The 13569-nt window shown below is 37.5% G+C and carries 12 protein-coding genes and 1 pseudogene; 5 read left to right on the top strand and 8 right to left on the bottom strand.

The genetic code is table 11. The features are described from left to right. Positions 1 to 63 precede the first annotated feature (63 nt). On the top strand, positions 64 to 1134 hold the full coding sequence (gene purM, locus POD11_RS05585; protein ID WP_262456663.1) for a phosphoribosylformylglycinamidine cyclo-ligase: 1071 nt from the start codon (positions 64 to 66) through the stop codon (positions 1132 to 1134). Then, a complete protein-coding gene (gene purN / locus POD11_RS05580) occupies positions 1131 to 1760 on the top strand; it encodes a phosphoribosylglycinamide formyltransferase (RefSeq protein ID WP_239967139.1) in 630 nt (209 codons plus the stop codon). The genes purM and purN overlap by 4 nt, the downstream gene beginning before the upstream one ends. 68 nt (positions 1761 to 1828) lie before the next feature. Here the strand turns inward: purN and POD11_RS05575 are convergent, their stop codons facing one another. Further along, complete coding sequence (locus POD11_RS05575; protein ID WP_016140244.1) at positions 1829 to 2638, bottom strand: alpha/beta fold hydrolase; 810 nt, start codon at positions 2636 to 2638, stop codon at positions 1829 to 1831. Positions 2639 to 2662: 24 nt separating this feature from the next. Further along, positions 2663 to 3679: a signal peptide peptidase SppA gene (gene sppA, locus POD11_RS05570; protein WP_016140243.1), complete on the bottom strand. Its 1017-nt coding sequence runs from the start codon at positions 3677 to 3679 to the stop codon at positions 2663 to 2665. Between the two features lie 133 nt (positions 3680 to 3812). Between sppA and POD11_RS05565 the strand changes: the two genes are divergently transcribed. Beyond that, positions 3813 to 4796: a lysophospholipid acyltransferase family protein gene (locus tag POD11_RS05565; RefSeq protein ID WP_016140242.1), complete on the top strand. Its 984-nt coding sequence runs from the start codon at positions 3813 to 3815 to the stop codon at positions 4794 to 4796. On the opposite strand, the gene POD11_RS05560 is transcribed toward POD11_RS05565, so the two are convergent. From POD11_RS05560 to POD11_RS05550, 3 genes are all read right to left on the bottom strand, one after another. Beyond that, entirely contained in the window at positions 4749 to 7181 is a 2433-nt protein-coding gene (locus tag POD11_RS05560) for a DNA internalization-related competence protein ComEC/Rec2 (protein ID WP_262456662.1), read from the bottom strand. The two genes, POD11_RS05565 and POD11_RS05560, sit on opposite strands and share 48 nt — an antisense overlap. A gap of 83 nt (positions 7182 to 7264) precedes the next feature. Further along, positions 7265 to 7951: a lipoprotein-releasing ABC transporter ATP-binding protein LolD gene (gene lolD / locus POD11_RS05555; protein WP_087087514.1), complete on the bottom strand. Its 687-nt coding sequence runs from the start codon at positions 7949 to 7951 to the stop codon at positions 7265 to 7267. Continuing rightward, the gene (locus tag POD11_RS05550) at positions 7944 to 9179 is read right to left on the bottom strand and encodes a lipoprotein-releasing ABC transporter permease subunit (protein ID WP_262456661.1); all 1236 of its coding nucleotides are present in this window, start codon (positions 9177 to 9179) and stop codon (positions 7944 to 7946) included. Before POD11_RS05550 ends, lolD begins: the two co-directional genes overlap by 8 nt. Before the next feature lie 149 nt (positions 9180 to 9328). Between POD11_RS05550 and POD11_RS17640 the strand changes: the two are divergent. Continuing rightward, a pseudogene (locus POD11_RS17640) lies at positions 9329 to 9409 on the top strand (PilZ domain-containing protein); the annotation flags it as partial. Between the two features lie 29 nt (positions 9410 to 9438). On the opposite strand, the gene POD11_RS05540 reads toward POD11_RS17640, so the two are convergent. Both POD11_RS05540 and POD11_RS05535 read right to left on the bottom strand, forming a co-directional pair. Continuing rightward, positions 9439 to 10347 (bottom strand): DMT family transporter, encoded by a 909-nt coding sequence (locus POD11_RS05540; protein WP_262456660.1) that lies wholly within the window; start codon positions 10345 to 10347, stop codon positions 9439 to 9441. 7 nt (positions 10348 to 10354) lie between these two features. Beyond that, entirely contained in the window at positions 10355 to 10843 is a 489-nt protein-coding gene (locus tag POD11_RS05535; RefSeq protein ID WP_080649425.1) for a YaiI/YqxD family protein, read from the bottom strand. Between the two features lie 245 nt (positions 10844 to 11088). Between POD11_RS05535 and POD11_RS05530 the strand changes: the two genes are divergently transcribed. Then, complete coding sequence (locus POD11_RS05530; RefSeq protein WP_262456659.1) at positions 11089 to 12030, top strand: hypothetical protein; 942 nt, start codon at positions 11089 to 11091, stop codon at positions 12028 to 12030. A gap of 239 nt (positions 12031 to 12269) precedes the next feature. Here the strand turns inward: POD11_RS05530 and serC are convergent, their stop codons facing one another. Continuing rightward, a complete protein-coding gene (gene serC, locus POD11_RS05525) occupies positions 12270 to 13349 on the bottom strand; it encodes a 3-phosphoserine/phosphohydroxythreonine transaminase (RefSeq protein WP_262456658.1) in 1080 nt (359 codons plus the stop codon). Between the last annotated feature and the right edge of the window lie 220 nt (positions 13350 to 13569).

The raw sequence follows: 13569 nt of genomic DNA, 5'->3' as shown, positions 1-13569 counted from the left end.
TAAATAACATAAGAGTTTCGTATATTCAGGTTATAATCTGCCGCCAATGCGGAGACTTCATTTATGAGCAACTCAACTTCTACCCCAAATACCGGTTTAAGCTACAAAGATGCGGGTGTTGACATTGAAGCGGGCGACGCACTGGTCGATCGTATCAAGTCAGTCGCTAAACGTACAAGTCGTCCTGAAGTAATGGGCGGACTTGGTGGCTTTGGTGCACTATGCAAAATTCCTAAAGGTTATGAAGAGCCTGTTTTAGTTTCTGGAACTGACGGTGTAGGAACTAAATTACGTTTGGCACTTAATCTCAATCGTCATGACACAATTGGCCAAGACCTTGTGGCTATGTGTGTAAATGACCTTTTAGTTTGTGGCGCAGAACCATTATTCTTCCTTGATTATTACGCGACTGGTCACTTAAATGTTGACGTTGCTGCAAATGTTGTTACTGGTATTGGTAAAGGTTGTGAACTTGCAGGTTGTGCACTTGTAGGTGGTGAAACCGCAGAAATGCCAGGCATGTATGAAGGCGAAGACTACGATCTTGCTGGTTTTGCCGTTGGTGTTGTTGAACAAAGTAAAATTATTGATGGCTCTAAAGTAAAGTCTGGTGATGTACTTATCGGTGTTGCATCAAGTGGTGCTCACTCAAATGGTTATTCATTACTACGTAAAATTTTAGATGTTAAAAACGTTGATTTAACTCAAATAATTGATGGTCGTCCTCTTGCTGATGTAGCAATGGAACCAACTCGTATTTATGTAAAACCAGTTCTTGAACTCTGCAAACAAGTTGATGTTCATGCTATGGCACATATTACTGGTGGCGGTTTACCAGGTAACTTACCTCGCGTATTACCAAATGGTGCACAAGCAGTAATTGATGAGTCTTCTTGGGAATGGTCTGAATTATTCCAACTTCTACAACGCGAAGGCAATGTAGAACGCTTTGAAATGTACCGTACTTTTAACTGTGGCGTAGGTATGGTTATTGCTGTTGATGCAAATGATGCTGATAAAGCAATTGAAGTGCTTAATGCTCAAGGCGAAAAAGCTTGGAAGATTGGACATATCCAAGAAAATGCTGAATCAGTAGAAGGTGCAGACGAAAAAATTCGTGTGATCTTTGCATGATAAAAATTGCTGTTCTAGTCTCTGGGAACGGCAGTAATTTACAAGCCTTGATAGATGCAAATCTATCAGGGCAAATTGTAGGTGTACTGTCTAATAAAGCAGATGCTTATGCCTTAGAGCGCGCTCAAAAAGCTAATATTGCTACCGCTGTTATCTCCCATAAAGACTTTCCAACTCGTGAGGTGTTTGATGAAGCAATGCATCAGCAACTCTTAGCGTGGGAAGTAGATGTAGTTATTTTAGCTGGCTTCATGCGTATCTTAACGCCAACCTTTGTCAACAAATGGCAAGGGAAAATGCTGAATATACACCCCTCGCTTCTTCCAGCTTATAAAGGTGTGAATACGCATCAACGTGTTTTAAACACAGGTGATCGTTTACATGGTTGTACCGTGCACTTTGTAACTGCTGAACTGGATTCTGGTCAATCTATAGCCCAATCAGCTATATCAGTTAAAGAACATGATACTGCTGCTTCATTAGCAGATCGAGTCCATACACTTGAGCACTTTATCTACCCACAAGTTGCAGAGTGGTTGTGTAACGGTCAACTTACTTGGAAAGATGGACAGGCCTATTTCCGTAATCAAGCTCTAAAAGACCCTATTCGTTTTGCAAGTTGGTAAAATGTTTTACTAACAAACAAAAAATAAAAAAGGACATGCTGGCATGTCCTTTTTTATATGTTTAAAAATTAATTTAGCTGTTGATGAATCAATTTCTTTATAGAGTTTACTGTGTCGATAGGATGCTCTAGTGGAAACATATGCCCTCCTTCAACCACAGTAAATGGGATGCCCATTTTCCGCTTTGCCATTTGAGGAAAGCCTCTTTTTAAAAAAGCACTTTCTTTGCCCACAACTAAATGCACAGGCATCTTAGGTTTTGGCATAGGTAACCACCACCAAGAAGGATTTTTACGGAAAATCGCAACTTCATCTTCACGGGAAATGGTTAAAGTTACTCCACCACGAACCGAATCCTCTTTCAAAGCATAATCAATATAAGCTTGGAAACAATCTTCATCAAAATCTTTGTAAAATCCTTTAGGACGTAGTAATTCAGCAGCCTGTTCTCTCGATTCCCAATGTTCACGGCGACGTGCAGATAAACCCGCTGGTGTCATTGCATCAACTAATTTAGGACGAAATAATTTTGCCATATGAAAAGCAAATGAATATCTTCCTAAAATAAGAGGCGGATCTAACATAATGACTTGAGAGAAAAGTTCAGGACGTCGGAAAGAGGCCATCAATGTTAAAACCGAACCAAGAGAATGGCCCAGTCCAATGACTTTACGTCCTTTCGCTTGACGCACAATACTATCAATAACCTGGTCAACTAAAGCAGGCCAATGATTCGTCACAGGATAGCGCTTATCAGGCCCAATCAAGGGAACATAAATAACGTCATATTCCCCTTTCAATTGGTCAAACAGTTTTTGATACACTTTTGATGGTACGCCATTGGCATGAGCAAAGTGTATAACTGGTTTCATTGACATACAGCTATCCTAAAAAATACAGATTTATTGTAATTTTGCGCTTTGACGAGTCTGCACCTCTTGAGCAATAGATTCACTTACTCCTTGCCCGATTTGTGCCCCCATACGCCCTAAAATGGATTGTAATGGGTTGCGCTCAATTGTGTAGTCAACTTTATTATCAAGATTTAGTTCACGCATCAAGCTCGTAATATTACCTGAACGGTCAGCAACACCTAACTGGATTGCTTGTTCACCAGTCCAGAATAAACCAGAAAAAATAGCTGGATCATTCGATTTCAAACGCTTGCCACGCCCTTCTTTAACTGCAGTAATAAAGTGGGTATGAACATTATCAAGAACAGATTGAATATGTTGCTTTTGAGCAGGATCAATCGGTTTTGTCATACTTAAAATGTCTTTATTCGTTCCCGCTGTTAAAGTACGGTCTTCAATACCGAGTTTCTGAGCTAAACCAGTAATTCCATAGTTAGGCATGATGACACCAATTGAACCCACTAAACTTGATGGATTAACAATAATTTCATCGGCAGCGGACGCAATATAGTACGCACCTGACGCACCCATATCACCAATAACAGCATAAACTTTTTTATCAGGATGCTGTTTTTTCAAATAACGGATTTCCTGCCAAATTTCATCAGACTGAACTGGAGAACCGCCAGGTGAGTTAATATTAAGTGCAACAGCTTTACTATTTGAGGCTTCAAAAGCACGTTTAAGCGCTTTATTGGTATCTTCACTATTTACTGCTTGATTGCTTGAAGCATCAATCGTTCCAATAATATCCACCACTGCTAAATGAGCGCTACTGCTACTTACAGCAGAACCTTCTTTGCTGGTTGAACAGCCTTTGCCCATAAGTACAATAATAAATAGTAAATAAATAAAAGTTAATGTTTTGAAGAAGATACCCCAACGGCGACTACGACGCTGTTCTTCTACGGAAGCGAGTACAGCTTTCTCAAGAATTTGCCATTCTGGTCCATTTTGTTTAGGGATTATAGGTTCATTTTGTGGTTTTGGTGGCCAATCGGACATAAAATTCCAATCCAAATCAATCTAAAATGATGTCATTATATACGTTGATTTGATAAAAACTGTCTAAATTATATGATTTCATTTATAATATTTTTATCTTTTTTTACTTGTTGCCTCCTTTTTACCGCGATAGATGACCAAACTAGATGTAAAAAGCATGAACTATTACTTACTCAGAACTTTTAGCCGTCAGCCAATTCAATTTGGACGTTTTATTGCCCGTATGTTGGCAGGATTAGTTAATACTTTAAAAATTACTAGAACATCAAAAAGTATAGAACTTAACTTACAAATTGCACTTCCGCATTTAACACCGCAGCAACGAATAGATATTACACAACAAGCTATACGTAACGAATTAACCTCATACTTTGAGTTTTTAAGTATTTGGGGTTCGTCAAATAGTAAAAATATCGAGAGAATTCACCATATTGAGGGTGAACATTACTTTCATGAAGCACTAGCAGCGAAAAAAGGTGTGGTTTTAATTGTTCCACATTTTGGCACATGGGAAATCATGAATGCTTGGTGTGCCCAATTCACTTCAATGACTATTTTATACAAACCAGTAAAAAATGTAGATGCAGACCGTTTTGTTCGAGAAGCACGTAGTCGCGAACAGGCCAACTTGGTTCCTACCGATGAAACTGGTGTTAGACAAATTTTTAAAGCATTAAAACAAGGCGAAACCACTGTAATTCTGCCCGACCATACACCTAATGTTGGTGGGGATATGATTAATTATTTTGGTGTGCCACTTGCATCAAGTAATTTAAGTGCCAAGCTCATCCAAAAAACCAAAGCCAAAGCATTATTCCTTTACGCGATTCGTAATGAGCATGACGGCTTTACGATGCATATTGAGCCTATGGATGAGAAGATTTACGAAGGTAGCGCCGATGATGGAACCTTTGTTATTCATCAAGCCATTGAACAACTGATCCAGCACTATCCTGAACACTATCACTGGAGTTATAAACGTTTTAAAGCAAATCCTGCTTTAGATAATATTTATAATCTTGATCCTGATGAAGCGTTACAAATCATTGCTAAGCTTAAAGCAGAAGCTTCACAAATTCCGGTGAAGCCAAGTACGCTCGAAACGTCGAGTATATAAAACCATCTCATGATTGCGAGATACAAAGCTTAATGTTCCTTGTTCAACTGTGCTTTTAAATGGAATATGAAGTGCTTGTACTCTCGCTAAAACCTCTTTGCTTGGATGTCTATATCGATTATTAAAACCAGCAGAAGCCACCACAAGCTTTGGCTTTAAAGCCGCTAGAAAGTCATAACCTGAACTATGTTTACTCCCATGATGCCCCAATACCAAAACATCTACCTTTAACTCGGGATATTCCTTTATAAGTTGATATTCTGCTTCCCATCCTGCATCCCCCATAATTAAATAGTTTTGATAGCCATTTATCTGTTTTAAATGAATATAAACCACACAAGAATATTGGTTTTGATTTGAAGAAACTAAAGTTAAATCTTTTTCTTTAGGCCAAAGGACTTCAATATCTAATTGTGGATATTGCCATTTTTGCCCTTGATGACAATAAGTAAAAGGTTCTTTAATCTGTTCTTTCCATAATTCATTTGATATGACTTGTTTAATAGGAAAAGCCTGCGCGATAGAAGGAAATGCTCCGCTATGATCTTGGTCAAGATGAGATAGTATGACGTGATCTAATTGTTTAATTCCCTTTTGACGTAAATATGGAATCACCACATTTTGACCAATACTAAAAGCCTTCTCATCATAAGAACCACCTGTATCGATGAGCCACGTCTGCTCTGGATGTTGTAAGAAAATAGCTTGCCCCTGTCCCACATCTATAATATTTAATTGAATTTGCTGGGACGACTTATTCGGAATAACCAAGGGTAAACAGCATATGAGTCCCCAAGATTTTGGTAAAACCCCACGCGGTAAAAATAAGATAATCATAACGAAGCTAAGGCAAACTAAATCAAGTGTTGTCAGGCTAAAGCCTTGTAATGGTAATGATAATTTTTCTAAAAGATCAAAACATGTCAGTACTATACTAATCAGGACGTCATTAATTTGAAAAAATAAATTTCCAATAGGATTAAAAATAAGCCCTACACAAGCAGCAAAAATATTTAAAGGAACAATTACCCCTCCGAGTAAAGGCACCGCAATAATATTTGTAAAAGGCGCAACCCATGAAATCTGTTGAAAGAAAACCAGCATTAAAGGACATAGAGCAATAAATATTTTGCCTTGAGAATCAATTAAGATTTTGCCGAAAAGAATGATTCTAGATAACAGACTCATTGGAACTAGTTTTGGAGCTTGTTCTATAGTTTGATAAATACGCAATAAAATAAAGCAAGAACCATAAGAGAGCCAAAAACCTGCCGATAAAACACTAAATGGATCAAAAAATACAAGTAGACTTGCACTATAAACTAACAGTGAAAATGGCTTAACAGGCAGTTTGATCAATAATAAAGAAGCAAATAAAAATACTGAAAGTAAAGTTCTTAAGGCTGGAATTTCAAAACCAACAAATGCCGTATAAATCAAAACACCGAAACATAATGGAATCACGGCCCAAATTTGTTTAGGCTGATACAAATAAAGCTGCGGATAATAACGCCGTACTAATTGATGTAATCCCCAAGACAATATGATGGCAAAAATGAGCACATGAGGCCCTGAAATCGCCAACAAATGAGAGACTCCTAATTCCTTAAATTGATTTTTAATCTCATCATTTAAGAGACTTTCGTCCCCTGTTAATAAAGCTAATAATAACCCTTTATTTTGCAAAGGAGATTCTTGTAGCATCAATCTAAATTTTAGACGCAATTTTTCTATATTTAATTTTTGTCTGTTAAAAAAATTTTGTTGCTCTTTTAAATGATATTGATAACCCAACCGATAAATTTCATCAGAGCTTAAAGACTCAATATGCTGAACACTAAAACCAGACATTATGTCTCGATGAATAAACCATTGTTCTTGATCAAAAGCTCCTGCCACTGCATAGCTATGAGCTGGTCTGGTTTTACCCGAAATTCGATAGTAATGACCTAATTGTAATTTTGGTTCATCTATTGCTGAGTTTACTTTTTGATTTTTTAAATATAATAGCCAATTGACAGGACGTAAGGACTGCCCTAGTACCTGAACAGGTTGCTGTATCTTATCTTGTTTTTCTTCACTTATGCGGTTTACATACACAACTATATCTAAAGATTTAGGCTGCATTTGTCGCAGTTGTAATCTTTCATTTAAGGCATGTTGAGCATATTGATGTCCTATAGTAAAAAGACTAATAGCGCAGACTAGAAAGTAAATGGCTTTTAATATGGGTCGATTTAAAAATATATGCCCCTTAAAAATATAAAAAATAAAACCTATAACGATTAATACTTTACCGATCCAACCATATTGCATGATGAGAGGGATATCTATCCCCATAAATGCAATACCCCCAATCCACCCCATTAAAATAAATTTTAACATTCAACGTCATAATCATTATCTTTTTAGGGGCAAAATTAAAGCCCAACTGAGTGGGCTTTAACAATGTGATTTAATGACAATTTTTAAGGACCACTCACCCAGAGTCCATCTTGCATATGCAAAATAGAATCAGCAGCCTGAGCTAAATGCTCATCATGGGTCACAATTAACATTGCCATGTTGAGTTCTTTCTTAAGATCGGTCAGTAACTCAAAAATACCTAGAGCTGTTTTACGGTCTAAATTACCTGTTGGCTCATCTGCTAAAACAACCGCTGGTTTAGTGACTAAAGCACGCGCTAAAGCCACACGTTGGCGCTCACCACCTGAAAGCTCACCTGGCTTATGGTCCATACGATGAGATAACCCAACTCGATCAAGTAAATATTCAGCTTGTGCTTTTACCGATTTAAATTGGCTATCTGCTCGAAGCATAAGAGGCATTGCTACATTTTCAAGTGCAGAAAACTCAGGTAACAAGTGATGAAATTGATAAACAAAACCGAGGTATTGGTTGCGTTGAAAACCACGCTCGGCTTCACCTAAATTATCAAAACGCTGACCATTTAAAAATACTTGTCCTTGAGTTGGTTGCTCTAAACCACCTAGCACATGAAGCAAAGTACTTTTACCTGAACCACTTGCACCCACAATCGAAACAAACTGCCCTGCTTCAACTTGTAAAGAAAGACCTTTAATGACTTCAACTTTAGATTTACCGTCATCAAAATGTTTATATATTTCTTTCGCTTCTAAAACAATTTTACTCATAGCGCAAAGCCTCGGCAGGTTGAACTTTGGCAGCACGAAGCGCCGGATAGATAGTCGCCAAGAAGCTTAAAAGTAAAGAAACAATCACGATAATCGTCACATCTTGCCATCTTAAATAAGAAGGAAGGTAATGCACAAAGTAAGCATCAAATAGATTTAAGCCCAACACATTGTTAAACCATGAAATAATATCGCTAATGGTTAAAGCTAAAATAACACCTAAAACCGTACCTGCAACGGTACCAATCACACCAATCACGGTGCCTTGAACCATAAATATTTTAGTAATCATCGATGGCGAAGCGCCTAAAGTACGCAAAATTGCAATATCTGATTTTTTATCAGTTACAACCATGACCAATGACGAAACAATATTAAATGCTGCAACCACAATAATAAGTACAAGCAACAAACCAACTAGAGTTTTTTCCATTTGAATGGCATTAAACAAATTGCCATGCGTATAAGTCCAGTTCGTTGCATAGAAATTGCTTGGTAAACTTTTTACCAAATCATCGGCAACTTGTGGCGCTGCAAAAATATCATCTAGTTTTAAACGAACACCTTGGGCACCATCTGGTAAGCGTAATAAGGTTGAAGCATCATATAGGGCGATATAACCCACCATAGAGTCAACTTCAGCGCCTACACTAAAAATACCAACCACTTTAAAACGCTTGAAACGCGGTACTACACCTGCTGGAGATGGGGTTGCTTCTGGTAAAACCAATGTCACACTGTCATTTAGACGTAAGCCCAATGAATCAGTCATATCTTTACCAAGCACAATACCAAACTCACCTTTTTTAAGTGAATCTAAGCTTCCGGCAACAATATGATTTTGAATAATAGAAACATTCTTTTCATATTTTGGGTCAATACCCGTCACCATAATACCAGCGACTTGCCCTTGCGCAGTTAACATACCTTGCAATTGCGTAAAAGGTGCGACCCCAGTTACATGTGGATGATGTTCAACTCGCTTTACCAGCTCAGGCCAATCCGTGAGGATTTGTGTAGATGAAACTGTCGCTTGCGGCACCATTCCTAACACACGGTTCTTCAATTCGCGATCGAAACCGTTCATGACAGAAAGTACCGTAATCAATACAGCGACACCGAGTGTCAAACCGACCATCGAAACCAATGCAATAAAAGAAATAAAATGATTACTGCGTCTTGCGCGAGTATATCTCAACCCTATATACAGTGAGATTGGTTTAAACATACCTTCTAAATCCAAGGTCATTGATGGAAAATAAAAGATGTTGATGTCAAATTGCACCCACATCGACTATTTGACCATACCGTTAGATGCTGTATTAAGGTTTAAAAATCAGTAAGTTCTGACTTATCCTTAACAATCCTAATATGATATTGCTGCGCTATTTTCTACTACTTAAGTTAGGAGATCAATTTGATCATGCATTTCGCTACGAATTAGAACAATTTAATGAATAAGCTCAACAAATTACCCAAATCTTCTCCTATTTAGACTTCATATGTTGAGCAAAGTTTCGGTTTGCTTGAATGTCTTTATAGAAATATAAAAAGAGTCCAGACAAGATAATGAAAGCACCGACAAAAACCATAATTGAAAGCTGCTCATGATTTAAAGCTGCCCCAATTATCATAGCAATCATTGGCGTAATTACTGTCGTTAGAGATAAAGTCGTTGCCTGAATATTTTGTATAAGTTTGAAATAGCAGAACATGGCAACCAGTGAGGCCATAAGTACCGTATAAATTAAGGCAAATAAAGATTTGGCTTCTGGCAAATGTGTCGGTGCATATTGCCAAATAAATGGGATAAAACAACTAGCAAAAATAGAAGAAACTAAAATAGAACCTGTTGCCTGAGCCATCGGCTGAATTTGTGCATTAACTTTCTTAACCCAGAAAATTGAAAAAGAATAAACAAACACACTGACCAGCATGAGAACAATACCAAACGGATGCACATGCTGATTTGCACCGCTCAAACAAATAATAGCTAACCCACTGACCGCAATTGCCATGCCCAACCATTGTAGCTTATAAAGTTGTTGGCCAAATGCAAACCGACCAATAAGCCCCGCCATAATAGGTGCCAAACCAAACATAAGCGCAATCATGCCTGAACTTAAATATTGGGTCGCGGCATAGGTGAAAATTTGAGAACCAATTAAGCTAAAAGAACCAGCTATATAACTATGTACTGCTTGCCGATGCGTCGGAAAAGGTGTTCTTAAAATTAGCAATATGATGATTGCCAAAGGCAATGCAATAAAAAAGCGTAATAACAATGCCCACATCAGATGTAGATCTGACACACTCCAGACGATTGCCAAAGGAGTTGTTGCCCAGATAAACACTAACAATGCATAGGTTAAAGCCAAATTGGTTTGCGATGGCATGTGATGCTCACTTAGCTGTTTTACGTTTTTGCTTTAAAATCGTTTGATCTAATGAACTTGAAAATTCACGTTTATCTCGTTCGGAAATAGGAGGCGGTCCACCAGTTTGCACACCCGCGCCACGAAGCGTGTCCATAAAATCACGTAGATGTAAACGCGCTTTAACATTCGCAGTTGTATAAACTTCACCACGCGGATGAATAGCAACGCCACCTTTCTCAATCACTTGAGCTGCCAGTGGAATATCCTGCGTAATGACAATGTCATTTTCAACCATACGCTCGACAATTTCTTTATCTGCCTGATCGGCGCCACTTAAAACCTGTATTGATTTAATGCGAACCGAAGGTGTAATCCCAACATTTTGATTGGCAACAAAAATAACTTCTAATTGATAACGATCTGATGCACGTAAAATTACTTCGCGTAAAATTTTTGGTAAGGCGTCTGCGTCTACCCATAGCTTAAATGGCAGCACGTTATTCTCTATTTCCACTAAAAATATTAGTCTAACAGATGCTTTTCTAAGGTGAGTAGAAATAAACATTAAACTTATTTTTAATTTCAACATTGAAGTTTTTATAGATTAAGTTTGTTTTTAATTTATCAATAAAAGTAGCATTTCTCTTTAAATGACTAAATACGCGCTTTTACAAGAGAATTTACATATGGTGACTTGAAAAATAGCAAACACCCTCGATTTAATATAACAAGTAATGTGAACCCAACAGCATCGTGCTTATGAAAAATCAAAACAGTCCAGAAGTTATTAAAGTAAATGACCAAAATTTTGGTAGTCATGGAGAACATTGGAATCTATTGACGTCCCATCCCGAAACAGATGTACCAAAATGGTTAGGACTGGCACTTGATGCACCTGTAATGCCAATGGGTTTGTGTGAACATGAAGAAGACATGGACCCATCTTTTTGGCTTATTCAAGGTCCACAAGATCAAAATGTTACCATCAATCAAATTATTGCTGTTGAAAACCAAAAACCTCGTGCGCTTAAAACAGCCTTTCCTAGTTTTGAAAGTCCGTATCAATATAATGCAAAAATTGAACGCATCATTACTTGTGACTCTGCGACACAAGCCGTGTTAAGTTTAAGACTAAATAAAAATACAACTGTTTATGCGTTTGATAATTTATTTAGTGTTAACTACTGTCAATATGACAAAAATCAAAACTATCAAGTCCAATTTAATGCATGGGCATATGAATTAGAACCTGTGCCAGCAGGCGAAAAAATCATTGTTGATGATCCTGCCTCGATTAAACATCACCGTGCATTAAATGCAATTTTGACTGAACATAATGGTGTTGCTCCTGAAAACTTACAGGAACTCATTAATGAGTGGCAACCAAGAACTCCAGAAGATCAAGAACCTGTAACCGTTGATTTTTCTAAAATGGTTGCTTATTTATACGGGGAAAATCTTGGTCAAGAAGATGAAGCATGGTTCCAAGGTAATATTGTTGGCAAAACTTCTATGACGTTTATGGGGGAAGAATATACCCTTTATGATGTTACTTTGGTTTTAGAAGATGATCTTCCTGCCATATTAGTGCGCATTGCAACCAAAAACGATTTGTATAAAAACTTTAATATTGGCGAATATATTCGCGGTAATATCTGGATTCAGGCGACTATTTGTGCTAAAAAGGGTGAAACTAATTGAATTTCACTAATATTTTAATAATTAGGTTATTGAATGAAGATTATACCCGAACAAACTACCAGCCTCATTCAATCCAGTAGCCTGCGCGTAAAGGTCGATACTGGTGCGTTTTGCTTTTTTGTCTTGGGTATGTTCTTAGCTGCCATATTCATGCACCAATTTGGCCTAGTGCCTTTTTAATTTATAACTTATTCAATAAATAAAAGCCCTCATTTGAGGGCTTTATTTTTTTGTTTTACTTAACCATTACGCTTTGCAAAATCATCCATAAAGTTGATTAAAGCCTGTACACCTTCTAATGGTACGGCATTATAAATACTTGCACGCATACCACCTACAGAACGGTGTCCAGCTAAATTCAACAAGTGATTAGCTTCCGCTTCTTTTAAGAATTGCTTTTCTAAAGCTTCATCTGCCAAAGTAAACGGTACATTCATAATTGAACGGTTTGGAATGGCAATCGGGTTATTGTAGAAATCACTTGAGTCGATATAACCATAGAGCAATTGAGCTTTTTCAAGGTTCACTTTATGGATCGCATCTACCCCACCCTGCTCTAGCAACCACTCAAATACTAAACCAGACAAGTACCATGCATAAGTCGATGGTGTATTTACCATAGAACCATTTTTGGCTTGGTCACCATATTTTAAAATGCTTGGAATTTCCGGTTTAGCTTGATCAAGTAAGTCATCACGAATAATGACAATTGTTAAACCAGCAGGACCAATATTTTTTTGTGCGCCTGCATAGATCAAACCAAACTTGGTCACATCTAATGGCGCAGATAAAATACTTGATGAGTAATCACAAACAAGTGGCGCTTTTACATCAGGAATTCCTGCGAACTGTAGACCACCAATCGTTTCATTATCTGCATAATGTACATAGGCTGCATCATTAGACAAATTCCATTCGCTTTGTTCGGAAATTGCGAACTTGCCATCTACTTTAATACCAGCTTCTACAACATTAATATCGCCATAACGTTTTGCTTCTTTTAACGCTTTTTCAGACCAGATGCCAGTATGAATATAGTCGGCTTTACTGTTCTTACCTAAAAGGTTTAAAGGAATCGCAGAAAATTGTAATGACGCACCGCCTTGTAAAAACAGTACTTTATAGTTTTCTGGAATATTCATTAACTTGCGTAAATCTGCCTCAGCTTTTTCAGCTACCGCAACATAGTCAGCACTACGGTGACTCATTTCCATGATGGATAGACCTTTACCTTGCCAATCCAACAATTCTTGTTGAGCTTTTTCTAAAACGGCAGTAGGTAATGCAGCAGGACCAGCACAGAAATTGTACGCGCGCATGATTTTTCCCTTGTATAAAGTCAAACACAATAAAAATGGCATTTAACCACAGATTGCTTAAGCTTGCAGCAGCTTCTCAAGTAAATATTTCAATGCTGGACTGTATTTAGGTTTATTTTTTCAATTATTGTGGCAGTTATTTCTTTAGTTTAAATGACCACCTTCCCTCATTTAAAAAATTTTTAAGCAAAAAGATCAACTTGACTTGTGATTATCATTT

Origin of the sequence: Acinetobacter sp. P1(2023) (assembly GCF_028367635.1) — a bacterium.
GTDB lineage: Bacteria > Pseudomonadota > Gammaproteobacteria > Pseudomonadales > Moraxellaceae > Acinetobacter > Acinetobacter pittii_E.
This window is presented reverse-complemented; position numbering and strand designations above follow the sequence as displayed.

What these genes read in the sequence shown, in the direction of transcription:
- purM (WP_262456663.1), top strand. Translation starts at nt 64, where the DNA reads ATGAGCAACTCAACTTCTACCCCAAATACCGGTTTAAGCTACAAAGAT.
- purN (WP_239967139.1), top strand. Translation starts at nt 1,131, where the DNA reads ATGATAAAAATTGCTGTTCTAGTCTCTGGGAACGGCAGTAATTTACAA.
- POD11_RS05575 (WP_016140244.1), bottom strand. Translation starts at nt 2,638, where the DNA reads ATGTCAATGAAACCAGTTATACACTTTGCTCATGCCAATGGCGTACCA.
- sppA (WP_016140243.1), bottom strand. Translation starts at nt 3,679, where the DNA reads ATGTCCGATTGGCCACCAAAACCACAAAATGAACCTATAATCCCTAAA.
- POD11_RS05565 (WP_016140242.1), top strand. Translation starts at nt 3,813, where the DNA reads ATGACCAAACTAGATGTAAAAAGCATGAACTATTACTTACTCAGAACT.
- POD11_RS05560 (WP_262456662.1), bottom strand. Translation starts at nt 7,181, where the DNA reads ATGTTAAAATTTATTTTAATGGGGTGGATTGGGGGTATTGCATTTATG.
- lolD (WP_087087514.1), bottom strand. Translation starts at nt 7,951, where the DNA reads ATGAGTAAAATTGTTTTAGAAGCGAAAGAAATATATAAACATTTTGAT.
- POD11_RS05550 (WP_262456661.1), bottom strand. Translation starts at nt 9,179, where the DNA reads ATGTTTAAACCAATCTCACTGTATATAGGGTTGAGATATACTCGCGCA.
- POD11_RS05540 (WP_262456660.1), bottom strand. Translation starts at nt 10,347, where the DNA reads ATGCCATCGCAAACCAATTTGGCTTTAACCTATGCATTGTTAGTGTTT.
- POD11_RS05530 (WP_262456659.1), top strand. Translation starts at nt 11,089, where the DNA reads ATGAAAAATCAAAACAGTCCAGAAGTTATTAAAGTAAATGACCAAAAT.
- serC (WP_262456658.1), bottom strand. Translation starts at nt 13,349, where the DNA reads ATGCGCGCGTACAATTTCTGTGCTGGTCCTGCTGCATTACCTACTGCC.